Origin of the sequence: Rhodococcus sp. DN22 (genome assembly GCF_036669995.1) — a bacterium.
Lineage (GTDB): Bacteria > Actinomycetota > Actinomycetes > Mycobacteriales > Mycobacteriaceae > Rhodococcus_F > Rhodococcus_F erythropolis.
In genome coordinates this window covers 2,220,741-2,234,300 of sequence record NZ_CP133326.1, presented here as the reverse complement: position 1 = coordinate 2,234,300, position 13,560 = coordinate 2,220,741, and the positions used below count along the sequence as shown (strand labels likewise).

At 62.1% G+C, this 13,560-nt stretch carries 15 protein-coding genes; 10 read left to right on the top strand and 5 right to left on the bottom strand.

The annotated features are described in order from the left end of the window. The first annotated feature begins 6 nt into the window (after nt 1–6). The 4 genes from RA302_RS10185 to RA302_RS10170 are packed head-to-tail and all read left to right on the top strand — an operon-like array spanning nt 7 to nt 3,699. Complete coding sequence (locus RA302_RS10185) at nt 7–798, top strand: SDR family oxidoreductase (protein WP_047890271.1); 792 nt, start codon at nt 7–9, stop codon at nt 796–798. Beyond that, a complete protein-coding gene (locus RA302_RS10180; RefSeq protein ID WP_182262353.1) occupies nt 798–1,838 on the top strand; it encodes a Gfo/Idh/MocA family oxidoreductase in 1,041 nt (346 codons plus the stop codon). Before RA302_RS10185 ends, RA302_RS10180 begins: the two co-directional genes overlap by 1 nt. After that, nucleotides 1,835–2,701, top strand: coding sequence for a TIM barrel protein (locus tag RA302_RS10175; RefSeq protein WP_020969151.1), 867 nt, complete (start codon nt 1,835–1,837; stop codon nt 2,699–2,701). The genes RA302_RS10180 and RA302_RS10175 overlap by 4 nt, the downstream gene beginning before the upstream one ends. After that, nucleotides 2,698–3,699 (top strand): Gfo/Idh/MocA family oxidoreductase, encoded by a 1,002-nt coding sequence (locus tag RA302_RS10170; RefSeq protein WP_134998752.1) that lies wholly within the window; start codon nt 2,698–2,700, stop codon nt 3,697–3,699. Before RA302_RS10175 ends, RA302_RS10170 begins: the two co-directional genes overlap by 4 nt. Before the next feature lie 58 nt (nt 3,700–3,757). On the opposite strand, the gene RA302_RS10165 is transcribed toward RA302_RS10170, so the two are convergent. From RA302_RS10165 to RA302_RS10150, 4 genes are all read right to left on the bottom strand, one after another. Next, nucleotides 3,758–4,570 carry an ATP-binding cassette domain-containing protein gene (locus RA302_RS10165; RefSeq protein ID WP_007727336.1) on the bottom strand — a complete coding sequence of 271 codons (813 nt, stop codon included), beginning with the start codon at nt 4,568–4,570 and terminating at the stop codon, nt 3,758–3,760. Nucleotides 4,571–4,573: 3 nt separating this feature from the next. Further along, a complete protein-coding gene (locus RA302_RS10160) occupies nt 4,574–5,632 on the bottom strand; it encodes an ABC transporter permease (RefSeq protein WP_003940759.1) in 1,059 nt (352 codons plus the stop codon). Nucleotides 5,633–5,695: 63 nt separating this feature from the next. Continuing rightward, nucleotides 5,696–6,697 carry a substrate-binding domain-containing protein gene (locus RA302_RS10155; protein WP_007727338.1) on the bottom strand — a complete coding sequence of 334 codons (1,002 nt, stop codon included), beginning with the start codon at nt 6,695–6,697 and terminating at the stop codon, nt 5,696–5,698. A gap of 160 nt (nt 6,698–6,857) precedes the next feature. Then, nucleotides 6,858–7,859, bottom strand: coding sequence for a LacI family DNA-binding transcriptional regulator (locus tag RA302_RS10150; RefSeq protein ID WP_197942089.1), 1,002 nt, complete (start codon nt 7,857–7,859; stop codon nt 6,858–6,860). A 116-nt stretch (nt 7,860–7,975) separates the two neighbouring features. On the opposite strand from RA302_RS10150, the gene RA302_RS10145 reads away from it, so the two are divergent. After that, the gene (locus tag RA302_RS10145; protein ID WP_338480460.1) at nt 7,976–9,001 is read left to right on the top strand and encodes a Gfo/Idh/MocA family oxidoreductase; all 1,026 of its coding nucleotides are present in this window, start codon (nt 7,976–7,978) and stop codon (nt 8,999–9,001) included. Beyond that, a complete protein-coding gene (locus RA302_RS10140) occupies nt 8,998–9,774 on the top strand; it encodes a TIM barrel protein (RefSeq protein ID WP_338480458.1) in 777 nt (258 codons plus the stop codon). The genes RA302_RS10145 and RA302_RS10140 overlap by 4 nt, the downstream gene beginning before the upstream one ends. On the opposite strand, the gene RA302_RS10135 is transcribed toward RA302_RS10140, so the two are convergent. Then, nucleotides 9,771–10,811 carry a Gfo/Idh/MocA family oxidoreductase gene (locus tag RA302_RS10135; protein WP_338480457.1) on the bottom strand — a complete coding sequence of 347 codons (1,041 nt, stop codon included), beginning with the start codon at nt 10,809–10,811 and terminating at the stop codon, nt 9,771–9,773. The two genes, RA302_RS10140 and RA302_RS10135, sit on opposite strands and share 4 nt — an antisense overlap. Nucleotides 10,812–10,891: 80 nt before the next feature. On the opposite strand from RA302_RS10135, the gene RA302_RS10130 reads away from it, so the two are divergent. From RA302_RS10130 to RA302_RS10115, 4 genes are all read left to right on the top strand, one after another. Then, the gene (locus RA302_RS10130) at nt 10,892–11,167 is read left to right on the top strand and encodes a Gfo/Idh/MocA family oxidoreductase (protein ID WP_338480455.1); all 276 of its coding nucleotides are present in this window, start codon (nt 10,892–10,894) and stop codon (nt 11,165–11,167) included. Nucleotides 11,168–11,262: 95 nt separating this feature from the next. Continuing rightward, nucleotides 11,263–12,447, top strand: a complete 1,185-nt coding sequence (locus RA302_RS10125; protein WP_338480453.1) for a phytanoyl-CoA dioxygenase family protein — start codon at nt 11,263–11,265, stop codon at nt 12,445–12,447. Between the two features lie 61 nt (nt 12,448–12,508). Continuing rightward, nucleotides 12,509–12,826 carry a hypothetical protein gene (locus RA302_RS10120; protein ID WP_046379858.1) on the top strand — a complete coding sequence of 106 codons (318 nt, stop codon included), beginning with the start codon at nt 12,509–12,511 and terminating at the stop codon, nt 12,824–12,826. Between the two features lie 229 nt (nt 12,827–13,055). Then, a complete protein-coding gene (locus tag RA302_RS10115) occupies nt 13,056–13,535 on the top strand; it encodes a peptide deformylase (protein ID WP_230091127.1) in 480 nt (159 codons plus the stop codon). Nucleotides 13,536–13,560 lie beyond the last annotated feature (25 nt).

Genomic DNA, 13,560 nt, shown 5'->3' with positions numbered 1-13,560 from the left:
AAACCCATGACTTCTCCGCCGGGCGTAACCAGGCCCGCACTCCTAGCCGACACCGTCGTACTGGTCAGTGGCGGCTCGCAAGGCGTCGGCGCCGGCGTCGTTCGCGCCGCAGTCCGTGAGGGCGCTCAGGTGGCTTTCACCGGCAGACGCCCGGACGTCGGAAAAGCTCTCGAGGCAGAACTTCCGGGAACCCACTTCATCGAAGCCGATGTGGCGCAGACCGATTCCGCGCTCGCCAGCGTGGCCGAGACGATCTCACATTTCGGCCGCGTGGATGCCCTCGTCAATTCTGCCGGACTCACCTCGCGCGGCACGCTGCTCGACACCACCGAGGAACTCTTCGACCAGCACATCGCGGTGAACCTTCGCGGTCCGTTCTTCACGATGCAGGCAGCGGTCAAGGACATGCGCGAGCGTGCGGTCCCCGGCTCCATCGTCAACATCATCTCCACGTCCGAACTCGGCGGGCAACCGTATCTCGCGCCGTACGTGGCAGCGAAGGCCGGGCTGGCGGGGCTGACCCGCAACGCCGCCCATGCGCATCGCTGGGATCGTATCCGGATCAACGGTCTCGACATCGGGTGGACACAGACCGAGGGAGAAGACCTCACGCAGAGAGCTTTTCACGACGCTGGTGACGATTGGCAGGAACGTGCGGGCAGCACCCTCCCCATGGGCAAGCTCGGACAGGTCGACGAAATCGCCGACTTCGTCGTCTTCCTGCTCTCCGATCGCAGCGGAGTCGTGACAGGTTCGATCATCGACTGGGACCAGAACGTCTTCGGAGGGCTGGACTGATGGGCGCTCGTATCGGAGTCATCGGCCTCGGACGAATCGGCAGCCACCACGCCCGAAACCTGCTGACGACGGACGGCGTCGACGCACTGGTTGTCACCGACGTCGACGCACGTCGAACCTCGGACGTGGCAAGCGAACTCGACGTGGAGTCCGCTGCCGATCCCGACGCGCTTTTAGCGTCAGGCATCGACGGCGTTCTGATCGCCGCGTCGTCGAGTTCGCACGCCGACCTGATCGAAGCCGCTGTCCGCCGAGACATCCCGACGTTCTGCGAAAAGCCGGTAGCCGACTCGATCGAATCCTCGGTTCGTGTCCTCGCGACTGCCGAGCAGACGTCGGTACCAGTCCAGATCGGATTTCAGCGCCGATTCGACCCGTCATTTGTGGCGGCGTACAACGCAGTTCGATCCGGAGAACTCGGTTGGATCCACACTCTCCGATCGACCACCCTCGACCCCGCTCCCCCGCCGATCTCGTACATCGAACACTCCGGCGGCATCTTCCGCGACTGCTCGATCCACGATTTCGACATCGTCAGGTGGGTCAGCGGCCGCGAAGTCACCACGGTTTTTGCCACCGGCTCGAATCAGGGTGATCGCGGGATCGCCGATGCCGGTGACGTCGACACCGCCGCAACGGTTCTCACTTTCGAAGGCGGAACCATCGCGGTCGTGTCAAATACCCGCTACAACGGCCGCGGCTACGACTGCCGACTCGAGGTACTCGGCTCGGCGGACTCCGTCGTTGCCGGGCTGGACGACCGCTTGCCACTCCGCTCGCTCGACCCCGGAACATCGTTCCCCTCGCAGGAGCCGTACACGTTCTTCATGGACCGCTTCACGTCCGCCTACCGTGCGGAACTCGAAGCATTCCTCGGCGTTGTCGCCGGGCGTCGGGAATCACCGTGTACGCCCACAGATGCGGTCGAGTCGGCCTGGATCTCCGAAGCTGCAACGCACTCTCTGCGCGAGGGTCGGCCCGTCACGATCACCGAAGTCAAAGATCTGTTCCTTCACGACAAGAATGAGGCACACACATGAGCACTCCTCGCATCGCCGGCGCACCGATCTCCTGGGGCGTGTGCGAAGTCCCGGGCTGGGGCTACCAACTCGACCCTGCGCAAGTCCTCCGGGAAATGCGCGAAGTCGGTCTGGCGGCAACGGAAATCGGACCGGAGGGCTTTCTGCCGACAGCACCTGCCGAGATGGCCAAGGTGCTCGCGGATCACGACCTGAGCGCAGTCGGCGGGTTTGCACCAGTACTGCTGCACGATGACGATCATGATCCGGTGCCCGGCATCTCCCCCATCCTCGACGGTTTTGTCGCCTCAGGTGCCGAGGTTTTGGTTCTGGCCGCCGCGACGGGTTCCGACGGCTACGATTCACGCCCAGAACTGGACGAGCAGAGTTGGAAAACCCTGCTACACAATCTCGATCGCCTCACCGACGCCGCGGCCGAGCGTGGAATCAGGGCAGTTGTCCACCCTCACGTCGGAACGATGATCGAGCAGCGCGACGAGGTCCTGCGAGTGCTCGACGGCTCGGCCATCCCACTGTGCCTGGACACCGGCCACCTGTTGATCGGCGGCACCGATCCGGTCGACCTGGCGCGTCAAGCTCCCGAGCGCATCACCCACGTGCATCTCAAGGACGTCGACGATGCCCTCGCATCACGCGTTCGCAGTGGTGAGCTCACCTACACCGACGGCGTGAAGGCGGGAATGTACCGTCCGCTCGGTGGCGGCGACGTCGACATCGCCGGTGTCACAGCCATATTGCAGCGCCACGGTTTCGACGGGTGGTACGTGCTCGAGCAGGACACCATTCTGGCCGAGGCTCCGTCCGACGAGGGACCGGTGCGCGATGTGCGAGCGAGCGTCGAGTATCTGCGGTCGGTTCTGTGACACCTGCCCCGCTGCGGATAGGCATTCTGGGAGCCTCACGCATCGCCGAGAACGCGATGATCAAACCTGCAACGGCCACCGGGCACCGCCTGGTGGCCGTTGCCGCACGCAGCCCCGAGCGGGCCAGAGCCTATGCAGCCCAGCATGGGATCGAACGGGTGGTCGGTTCGTACGCCGAGCTGATCTCGGATCCGGAGGTGGACGTCGTCTACAACGCGCTGCCCAACAGCCTGCACGGACCGTGGAATCTCGCCGCCGTTCAGGCCGGCAAGCACGTGCTGACGGAGAAACCGTTTTCGAGCAACGCGGTGGAAGCGCGTGCTGTAGCCGAAGCAGCACGCGTGAGCGGAGTGACGCTTCTCGAGGGGTTCCACTACCTCTTTCATCCGGTGAACCGGCGCCTGCTGGATGTGGTTCGGAGCGGCACAGTCGGCGCGGTCACTCGGGTGGAAACCGTACTGCGGATGCCCAAACCATCCGAGAACGACCCGCGGTGGGAGCTCGCCTTGGCAGGCGGGTCACTGATGGACCTGGGCTGCTACGGGTTACATGCTTCCCGGATGCTGAGTGACGTCTGTGGTGGTGCGCCGGTGGTGACCGAGACCCGCCACGAGGAATACGCTCCGGGGGTCGATTCGTGGTTCGACATCGAACTCGAGTATCCCGGCGGAGCGCGGGCATCCGTTGTGACAACGATGTTGGACGAGCAGTACCACTTCACCTTCCGGGTCTTCGGAACCAACGGAGACGTCCTGGTGCACAACTTCCTCCAGCCGGACGTCGACGACCGTGTCTCCGTCACTGTCGATGGGCGCACGAGTATCGAGCATCTGGGCACGAAGTCGTCGTACACCTGGCAACTCGAAGCGTTCGCCGATCATCTGTCCGGGGTCTCGGCGCTGCCGATCGGACCGGGCGACGCGGTAGCCAACATGACGATGATCGACGAGGCGTACATGCATTCCGGCCTCGGGGTTCGGCCGACGACCATCCTCTGACGAAACGACTACAGCCTCGGTTCGATTCGAACCGAGGCTGTAGTCGCGAGGTTTTGATCTAACGGCGAAGCTCGTGGGTCAGTGTCTCGAGCTCGTCACCGCCCGCCATCTCCTTGGTCAGTTCTTCGAGTGAGATGTCGTCGTACTTGGCGTCGAGCTTCTGCCTGCCTCGGTTGAGGAGCACGAAGTGATCGCCGACCATGTACGCGTGGTGCGGATTGTGCGTGATGAAAATGACGCCGAATCCCTGTTCCTTGGCAGCGGTGATGTAGCGCAACACCATTCCCGACTGCTTGACGCCGAGCGCTGCTGTCGGCTCGTCGAGAATCAGCACGCGGGCACCGAAGAAGATGGCGCGGGCGATGGCAACACACTGACGCTGACCGCCCGAGAGACTACCGATCGGTGCGTCGACGTCAGGCAGTTCGATGCCCATCTTCGACAGTTCCGAAAGAGTCGTCGCGCGCATGGCGTTGGCGTCGAGCGACTTGATCAGACCACCCTTGCGCAGTTCCTGCCCGAGGAAGAAGTTGCGCCACACCGGCATCAACGCAACAACGGCGAGGTCCTGATAGACCGTCGCGATGCCTTTGCCAAGCGCCTCTTTAGGCGAGTGGAACGTTGTCGGTTCGCCGTCGACGAGTAGTTCACCTTCGCTCTGCTGGTGCAGACCGGCGATGATCTTGATCAGCGTGGACTTGCCTGCGCCGTTGTCACCGAGCACACCGGTCACTTCACCCGCACCGACGCGCAGGTTGATTCCCTTGAGCGCGATGATGTTTCCGTATTGCTTACCGACGTCCTTGAGCTCGATCAGTGGCACGTTGCCGCCCGAGTTCGAGAGAGCGGGAACTTCAGCTGTGGTACTCATGTGTCACCTTTTCGCAGCGTAGTTGCGGAATGCGTTGTTGGCGATGACCGCGAACAGCAGCATGGCGCCGAGGAAGAACTTGAACCAGTCCGGGTTCCAGCCTGCGTAGACGATGCCCTGGTTGGTCATACCGAAGATGAATGCGCCGATCGCAGCACCGATCGCGGTTCCGTAACCACCGGTGAGCAGGCAACCGCCGATGACTGCGGCGATGATGTACAGGAACTCGTTACCGACACCCTGACCGGACTGAACGGTATTGAACGAGAACAGCAGATGCATGCCCACGAACCAGGCAGCAAAGCCGACGGTCATGAACAAACCGATCTTGACTGCGGTCACCGGCACACCGATCGCGCGGGCACTGTCCTGATTACCGCCGACCGCGAAGATCCAGTTGCCGATCTTGGTCTTGAACAAAACAAATGTTGCAATCGCGGTGAACAGCAGCCACCACACGACCGTGATCTTGACGGACACCCCGAAGACCGAGAACGACGACGCGAATACCTTTTTCGCGGAATCGAATCCGGCCATGTCGGAGACGCTGGGTGTGGCAACCTGACCACTCACGAGCTTGGTGACGGCCAGGTTGATTCCGGTCAACATCAGGAACGAGCTCAGGGTGATGAGGAAGCTGGGAATCTTCGTCTTCATGACGAGGTAGCCGTTGAAGAATCCGACAGCGAGCGAAACGACCAGCGCCAGAATCGCACCCACCCACAGATTGAGGTGCAGGTTGTAGGCGATCATCGACGCGGCGAGCGAGGACGTGGTGACTGCGACGCCGGCGGAGAGGTCGAACTCGCCGCCGATCATGAGCAGGGCGACCGCACAAGCCATGATGCCGATCGTGGAGCTGGAGTAGAGCACTGTCGCAAGCGCTTCCGGCGTACGGAACGGTGCCGCGACGATACAGAAGAAGATGAAGATGGCGATGGCGCCGACAAGTGAACCCATCTCCGGGCGGAGCAGTAGGCGCTGAATGCGCTTTTGCTCCTTCACCCGTTCATCGGTCACGACTTTGTGGGCGGCAAGGTCGAGATCTGCCTGAGTGGACATGATTTCCCTTCCGTGCTGGACAGGCGCACGGAGGGCGGACTCTCAGCCCTCCGTGCGCCTGGATCAGCGAGTTCCGTTCTTGGCGTACTCGGCGACCGAGTCGATGTTGGTGTTGTCGATGAACGCGGGTCCGGTCAGGGTCGGCAAGCCGCCACCGATCACGTTGCCGTTGTTGAGGTAGAGCCACAGCGAATCGATGGCGAGGTAGCCCTGCAGGAAGGGTTGCTGGTCCACTGCCCACTGCACGTCACCGGATTTGATGGCGTCGACGAGCGCCGCGTTGGTGTCGAAAGTGACGACCTTCGCCTTGCTGCCCGCATTGCCGACCGACGTCACGGACGTCAAAGCAAATGGAGCACCGAGTGCGAGAACTCGATCGATTGCCGGGTCCTGTTGAAGTTTCGCGGTGATGGTCGATTCCACCGACGGCATGTCCTTGCCGTTGACGTTGAGAATCTCCGTCGTTCCCTTGAACGACTTCTTCACTCCGGCACAACGTGATTCGAGGCTCACGTTGCCCTGCTCCTGAATGACGCACAACACCTTGGTGGCACCTTCGGTGTTGAGTCGCTCGCCGGCAGCTTCACCGGCAATCGACTCGTCCTGACCGAAGTACTCCTTGACACCCATGTCCTTCCAGGTTTCGAGGCCGGAGTTGAGGGCGACCACCGGAATGCCCGCAGCGGTGGCACTTTGGACCGCGGCAACCATGGCGTCGGGCTTCGCGAGGGTCACGGCAATCCCGTCGACCTTGCTGTCGATCGCACTCTGAACCAAGTTGGCCTGATTCGGCGCCTCGGGATCGGCGGAGTACCGAAGCTCGATGTTGTCCTTGGCCGCTGCGGTTTCGGCTCCCTTGCGCACCAGATCCCAGAACGTGTCACCGGGAACTTCGTGAGTGATCATCGCAATGGTGGCGCGGGGCGTGTCCGCCGTACCCGCGCCCATTCCGGATCCGGAAGAATCCGGCTTTCCGCCGGTGCTTGAACAGGCGGCCAGACCCAAGACCACGACTGAGGCTCCGGCCAGTACGGCAACGCTCTTGCGTCCCGTGAGAAACGACATGTGAACTCCCTCTCGACATCAACCAACGGCCCGCGAACGGATGGTGCTCGGTTGTATGTGAAAGATGTAATACCCGTCACAGTCGAATGTCAATAGTTTGTTCTGACATTAGGACTGCTTATCAAAGACCAGACAAACCGATTGAAGTCGAAACTGCAGGTCAATGCCCTGCGGGTCCAGTTGAACCTCGAACCACCAGTTGCGGCTGCGCGACAATGTCCTTGCCCAACGGCCCACTTCCGCCGTCGAGGCGTTCGGAGATCCGCTCCACCGCGGCGCCGCCCAGAAACGCCGTGTCCTGCCCGACACTGGTCAGATCGATGTGCGCCAAGCCTGCCAATGCACTGTTGTCGAATCCGATCACGGAAACGTCGCCAGGCACCGAGATCCCGGCACGCAGGAAGACGTCGAGAACTCCGAGCGCGCAGCGATCGTTGAAAGCGAAGACCGCCCCGGGTAACCCACCCTCGACCATCGACCTGGCGGCAGCTGCGCCGAACTCCTCCGTGAGACCGCCGGGAAGAATTCTCGGCTCCAGACCGGCCGCTCGCATGGCCTTGCGGTAGCCCTGACGCCGTTCCTGGGCGCCCGGGCCTCGCCCGCCGTCGACGTGGGCGATCGAGCGGTGCCCGAGTTCGACAAGGTGATTCACGGCTATCACCGCGCCCGCCTCGTCATCTGTTCGGACAACATCCACGTGCACTGACGACATCTTCCGCGCGATTACGACAACGGGAACCTTGTCGGCCAGGTCGACGATCTCTGCTTCGGGCGCCTGTGAACCCAACAGCAAGATCGCCTCACACCGGTCGTCGAGCAGGGTCCGCGTTGCACGAGAATCCGGCCGTCGCTCCGAGACCGCACTGAGGACGACGTCGTAGCGCGACCGTTCGGCGGCCACATAGATTTCGTCGAGCAGCTCCGCGTGAAATGTTTGCGCTGCAACGTAACTGACACCGATCAGGCGGCTGCGATGTTGGCGCAGCAGTCGCGCCGCGTTGTCGGGTCGATAGCCGAGTTCGTCCGCGGCCGCCTTGACCCGTACCCGCGTCGCATCGCTGGCACCCGGGACATCACGAATGACGATGGACACCAGAGCGCGTGACACACCAGCCAGGTCTGCTACGTCTTGCAAGGTGGGGCGTCGACTGTTCACCTCCACAGACTAGATCGTTCCAGCGAATACGCACCGAAGCATTGACGCGCGTCGCAACCGGCGCTTTACTGGCATGGACTAGAACGATCTAGTTCCTCATTCTCACTCCGAACGGAGCCCCCATGTCTGCCTCTGTTGCAGTCGGCCTCATCGGCGCCGGATGGATCGGCCGCTTCCACGGCGAGTCCGTTGCGCTGCGTATCCCCGGCACCCGTCTCGTCGCCGTCGCCGATCCTGCGCCCGGCGCTGCGGCGTCATTGATCGAACGTGTCAGTCCCGACGCCCGCGCGTACACCGACGCCCTTGAGCTGATTGCCGATCCGACCGTCGAAGCGGTGCTCATCAGCACGCCCGCATCAACTCACACCGATCTCGTGGTGGCCGCCGCGGAGGCCGGCAAACATGTCTTCTGCGAAAAGCCGATGGCCTTGACACTCGAGGACGCCGATCGCGCGATCGGCGCATGTGCCGCGAACAACGTTGCGCTGCAAGTCGGTTTCAACCGGCGCTTCGCCGCCGACTTCACCGCGGCCCACGACGTGATCACCGCCGGCGGGATCGGAACCCCACAGCTACTTCGTTCTCTGACCCGCGACCCAGGAATCACCGCCGACGTCGCCTCCCGAGTCAAGCCGTGGACCATCTTCAACGAGACGCTGATTCACGACTTCGACGCTCTGCTCTGGCTCAACCCCGGGGCACGCGTCGTCGAGGTGTTCGCGCAGGCCGATGCTCTCATCCATCCGCAGTACAAGGAGCAGGGGTACCTCGACACGTCGATGGTTCAGTTGCGCTTCGACAACGGCGCCCTCGCGTCGGCCGAGGCCAACTTCCAAGCCACCTACGGTTACGACGTGCGCGGCGAAGTTTTCGGTTCCGGTGGAATGGTGAGTGCAGGCGAGGTCACGCGGACCGCGATGCGTCATTACAGCTCACCGGGCGTTCTGGCCGACACACCTCGGGTGAACATCGAACTGTTTCACGACGCCTATGTCGCCCAGTTGGCGCACTTCGCAGACTGCATCCGCTCCGGCAGCGCGCCGTCGGTCGACGGTCTGGGTGCCCGCAATGCGCTGGAAATTGCATTGGCCGCAAAGGAATCCGTGGAAACCGGACTGCCCGTATCATTGCTGGCGGTGCCGCAGTGAGCCCCTTCGATTTGGCGGTCTCTGCCGAGATGACGTTCACCGAACTCCCTGTCGTCGAGCGTGTTCGGCGGATCTCGGAGGCGGGGTTCGCAGCTGAGATCTGGAGTTGGCAAGACAAAGACCTCGATGCTCTGGTCGCCACCGGAGCTCGGGTCTCCTCGATGACCGGCTACCTCCACGGCGATTTGTTCGATGACGCCGGCAGCGCCGAACTGGTACGTACAGCGGCGCTATGCCTCGCTCCGGCAGCGAAACTCGGCGTTCCCCGGCTGAACTTCCATACCGGCGAGCTGATCGACGGACAGGCTGCGCGCCCGCAGTATCGAACTACGGGAGCGATGTGGCTGACGGCCCAACGCGCTCTCGAGAAGATCGCGAGACTGGGCGAAGAAGCCGGAGTCGTCTTCTGCCTCGAGAATCTCAATACGATCGTCGATCACCCCGGCGTACCGATGGCCCGCGCCAAAGACACTCTGGCACTGGTGGAATCCGTCTCACACCCCAACCTCAAGATGATGCTCGACCTCTACCACGCACAGATCGGCGAAGGAAACCTCATCGAACTCGTGCGGCGTTGTGGTGACAACATCGGCGAGATTCAGGTGGCCGACGTACCCGGCCGATGCGAACCCGGAACCGGCGAGATCAACTACCCCGCCATCGCACGCGTGCTCGCCGACCAGGGTTACACCGGCACGATCGGTTTGGAGGGCTGGGCATCCGGAGACAGTGACACCGCACTCACTGCTTTCCGGAAGGCCTTCACGCTCTAGCCCTCACCCGGGAACGTGATCCCCACCTGACGGCGGATCTCGTCGAGGATGTCGAGCGTCGCAATGGCCGCGCCGAGCGGATGGACCGGCGACTCGATATCCCCGGCGGTGATCCGCCGCGCCGCCTCGGCCGCCTCGAACGCGAGACCTCCGACATATCCGTCGACCGGATCGTCGTAGCGCGCAGATCTTCCGTCACCTAGCCGGACAGTGAAGGACCCGGGCCGGTAGAACGTCGAGTCCAGAACGATCATCCCCTTGTCGCCGCAGATCGAGGCCATGTTGGGCGTGTCAGCAAGGATCGTGGTGTTCAGACTGGCCTGAGCAATGCCTGCCCAGGACAGAACCGCTGAGATCTGGCCGTTCACCATGTCATTCGCCGGTTGACCGAGCGCGACCACCGTACTCGGAACACCTAGTAGCCGGTGCGCCAGACTGACCGGATAGGTCCCGAGGTCGAGAAGTGGCCCGCCCGCCAGCGCTGGATCGTAGATACGATGATCGGTCTCGAACCGTTCGCCGTGATCGGCCAGAACCGTACGTATGGTTCCCAGCAGTCCAGCCTCGAGGATCTGGTCGATCACGTCGAACTTGGGCAGGAACGACGTCCACATCGCCTCCATGCAAAACAGTCCGAGCGCAGCCGCCCGCTCCTGAATCGCCCGTCCCTGCGCTCCGTTCAAAGCCAGCGGCTTTTCGATCACGACATGCTTGCCGTGATCCAATGCCGCCATCGCGCAATCGAAATGAGCAGTGTGCGGTGTTGCGACATAGACGACGTCCACATCCTCGGAGGCAAGCAAAGCGTCGTAGCTACCGTGAGCGTGTCGGATCCCCCAATTGTCCGCGAAGGCCTGAGCGCGGGTGAGTCCGCGCGAAGCGACGGCCGTGACTTCCTGCGCTGTATTTCTCTGGAGTGACTCCACGAAGCGCTGTGCGATCCAGCCAGGCCCGAGGATCCCCCAGCGCAAAGTCGGAGCGTCGACCGGATCGGGGACCCTGGTGCGAGGGAGTTCCAGAACTGTAGAAGAAGTCATGCCTCGAACTGTAGAGTCGAAATTCGTAATATGTAAGGACATTAGGTTGTCCGTTTCAATCCTCTGAAAGTAGGAACCTCATGTCGATTCGTGTCGGTGTGATCGGAACCGGCGTCATGGGCGCCGACCACGTCCGCAATCTCCACTCCACGGTCTCCGGGGCAACGGTCTCTGTGGTTGCAGACCTCGATCAAGAGCGAGCAAAGTCCGTAGCGTCCGCAGTCGGCGCACGGTGGGTGACCGATCCGTTGAAACTGATCAACGACGCCGGTGTGGACGCCGTAGTCATCGCTTCCCATGATTCAACGCATGCCGACCTCACGCTCTCGGTCGAGCCCGTGGGGGAAAGTTTCTGAGGTCTTTTTGATGGATTTCAGGGGTAGTTTCGATGGGTTCTCCTTGGCAGTCTTTGAGGTACAGCGCATCTTGAACACCGCAGGAAAGGCCCCGAATGACTCCATCACTGACCAACCACACCGTGCCGTCCGCAGGTAGGTTGCACCGAGAAGACTGCAACATCGACGACTTCGCCGCTTTGGTCGCGCACGACACCGACCTTGCCGATTACCCGTACGCCGATTCAGTGGCCGACGGGGTTCTTCTGTACCGCTCCGAAGCATTGGTAGAGCAATCGTCGAATCCTGAAACCCGGGCCGAGATCCAAGACGAGATCGCCCGGGCGTTACTCACCGGCCCCGGCATCACAGTCTTTCAAGGCGCGTTCGACGCGGAGATACTGGATCGCGCCAGCGCAGTCTTCCGTGAACTCATTGCACGCCAACACGAATCCGGTGCAGCGTCCGGAGATCACTTCGCCAAACCTGGTGCCAATGACCGAATCTGGGGCGCACAACTGAAGTTGGCGCTCGAAGATCCCAAGGCTTACGTCGACTACTACGCAAACAGCATTGTCGCTTTGGCTTCGGAAGCGTGGCTCGGCCCCATGTATCAGGTGACGTCGGACGTCAACGTCGTCAATCCCGGTGGCGCCGCACAGAATCCACATCGCGACTACCACCTCGGTTTCATGTCGAGCGACGTAGCCGCGAAGTTTCGGGCGCATGTTCACCGCTTGACCCCTGCCCTCACCTTGCAAGGTGCAGTCGCCCACGTGGATATGCCGGCCGAGACGGGGCCGACGAAGTATCTGCCGTACTCGCAGCAATTCGAATCCGGATACCTCGCGTTCGAGCGTCCCGAGTTCAAGGAGTTCTTCGAAGCCAACTACGTCCAATTACCTTTGAAGAAGGGAGATGCCGTCTTCTTCAACCCAGCCCTGTTCCACGCGGCAGGCCACAACAAGTCCGCCGACGTCCTGCGTATGGCAAATCTTCTCCAGGTGTCGTCGGCCTTCGGTCGAGCCCTCGGAACCATCGACCGGGAGGCACTCGTCAACGCGATCTATCCGGCACTGCTCGCTCTCAGCGAGTCGGGGTCCGACGAGGCAGTTCGGTGCGCCGTCGCCGCCTCGGCCGAGGGCTACGCCTTCCCGACCAATCTGGACCGAGACCAACCGATCGACGGCCTCGCGCCTCAGACGCAGGCCGAACTCGTGACGGAGGCGGTTCGCGAGCGGATCTCACCTGGTCGACTGGCCGATCTACTGAAGGCACAGTCCGAGAGACGAATGAGCTGAGGGACGGCAGCACTGAAGAGACTTGTGCCGCTTGATGCCGATCGGTCGGTACGCTCGAAGCATGGGGTGGGACTTGTTAGTGCTGTTCGCCATGATCGGCCCGTTGGCGACATTCGGGTGGGCGGCTGTTCGGGCGAAGCGCCGCGGACTCGGTGGCTCGTTCGTGGGGCCGTTTCAGGAAATGTTCGATCCTGGTGCGGCGCGAGCACAGACGGTCATCGAACAGATCGCGGAACTGCCGGATCCTGCGGACTCCGGCGACCCGGACAACGATGACGATGTGCCGTACACAGTCACCTATGAGGGTGTTCGGCTCCACATCAATCCCGGTAGGGCTCGACAGCGTGGAGGCGAAGGGACCGTCAAGCACGCTGACTGAAAGTTGCACCAGATCCAATGTTCAGACAGCGGTCCGGGCGACGCGGGAGAGTAAACCGGCGCTGCACGGCGGTGAGGAACGTAGCGGTCGAACGCGAACACTCTCGTTGCGTTGGGCAGGAGCAGAGCGGAACATGAACCTCATGCCTGTCTCCGAACTTCTCCGCCTAGGTACCGCGCAACCGATCATTCGCTGGGGCACCCCTGTCCTTCATACGCCAGCTCGGCCAGTGACTGAATTCGGCAGCGATCTCCAAGATCTGCTGGCAGACATGTTCGCTACCAACACCGCCGCAAACGGCGCAGGACTCGCAGCTCAACAGATCGGCGTCGACCTCGCGGTGTTCATCTACGACTGCACCGACGAGGTAGGGACGCAACGCACCGGCGTCGTCTGCAATCCGGTCGTTGACCTTCCTGAAGGAGTCGACCGGCAGCTAGTCGACTACTGCGAAGGCTGTCTGTCCCTACCCGGCGCCTACACAGACCTCGCGCGACCCGACTTCTCGACCTGTCGCGGAAACGATCAATACGGCAACCCGATCGAAATCACTGCAGGTGGCACCCTCGGGCGCTGCTTCCAACACGAGACCGACCACATCAACGGCATTGTCTTCGGCGACCGACTTCCAACGCGCAAACGCAAACAGCTCTATCGCGACCACGACGAAGTATCGGATCAATACACAGCCCATTGGCCGGCGTGTTAAGCGACCAGTCGGCTTAGAGGTGGAA

What these genes read in the sequence shown, in the direction of transcription:
- RA302_RS10185 (WP_047890271.1), top strand. Translation starts at nt 7, where the DNA reads ATGACTTCTCCGCCGGGCGTAACCAGGCCCGCACTCCTAGCCGACACC.
- RA302_RS10180 (WP_182262353.1), top strand. Translation starts at nt 798, where the DNA reads ATGGGCGCTCGTATCGGAGTCATCGGCCTCGGACGAATCGGCAGCCAC.
- RA302_RS10175 (WP_020969151.1), top strand. Translation starts at nt 1,835, where the DNA reads ATGAGCACTCCTCGCATCGCCGGCGCACCGATCTCCTGGGGCGTGTGC.
- RA302_RS10165 (WP_007727336.1), bottom strand. Translation starts at nt 4,570, where the DNA reads ATGAGTACCACAGCTGAAGTTCCCGCTCTCTCGAACTCGGGCGGCAAC.
- RA302_RS10160 (WP_003940759.1), bottom strand. Translation starts at nt 5,632, where the DNA reads ATGTCCACTCAGGCAGATCTCGACCTTGCCGCCCACAAAGTCGTGACC.
- RA302_RS10155 (WP_007727338.1), bottom strand. Translation starts at nt 6,697, where the DNA reads ATGTCGTTTCTCACGGGACGCAAGAGCGTTGCCGTACTGGCCGGAGCC.
- RA302_RS10145 (WP_338480460.1), top strand. Translation starts at nt 7,976, where the DNA reads ATGTCTGCCTCTGTTGCAGTCGGCCTCATCGGCGCCGGATGGATCGGC.
- RA302_RS10135 (WP_338480457.1), bottom strand. Translation starts at nt 10,811, where the DNA reads ATGACTTCTTCTACAGTTCTGGAACTCCCTCGCACCAGGGTCCCCGAT.
- RA302_RS10130 (WP_338480455.1), top strand. Translation starts at nt 10,892, where the DNA reads ATGTCGATTCGTGTCGGTGTGATCGGAACCGGCGTCATGGGCGCCGAC.
- RA302_RS10125 (WP_338480453.1), top strand. Translation starts at nt 11,263, where the DNA reads ATGACTCCATCACTGACCAACCACACCGTGCCGTCCGCAGGTAGGTTG.
- RA302_RS10120 (WP_046379858.1), top strand. Translation starts at nt 12,509, where the DNA reads ATGGGGTGGGACTTGTTAGTGCTGTTCGCCATGATCGGCCCGTTGGCG.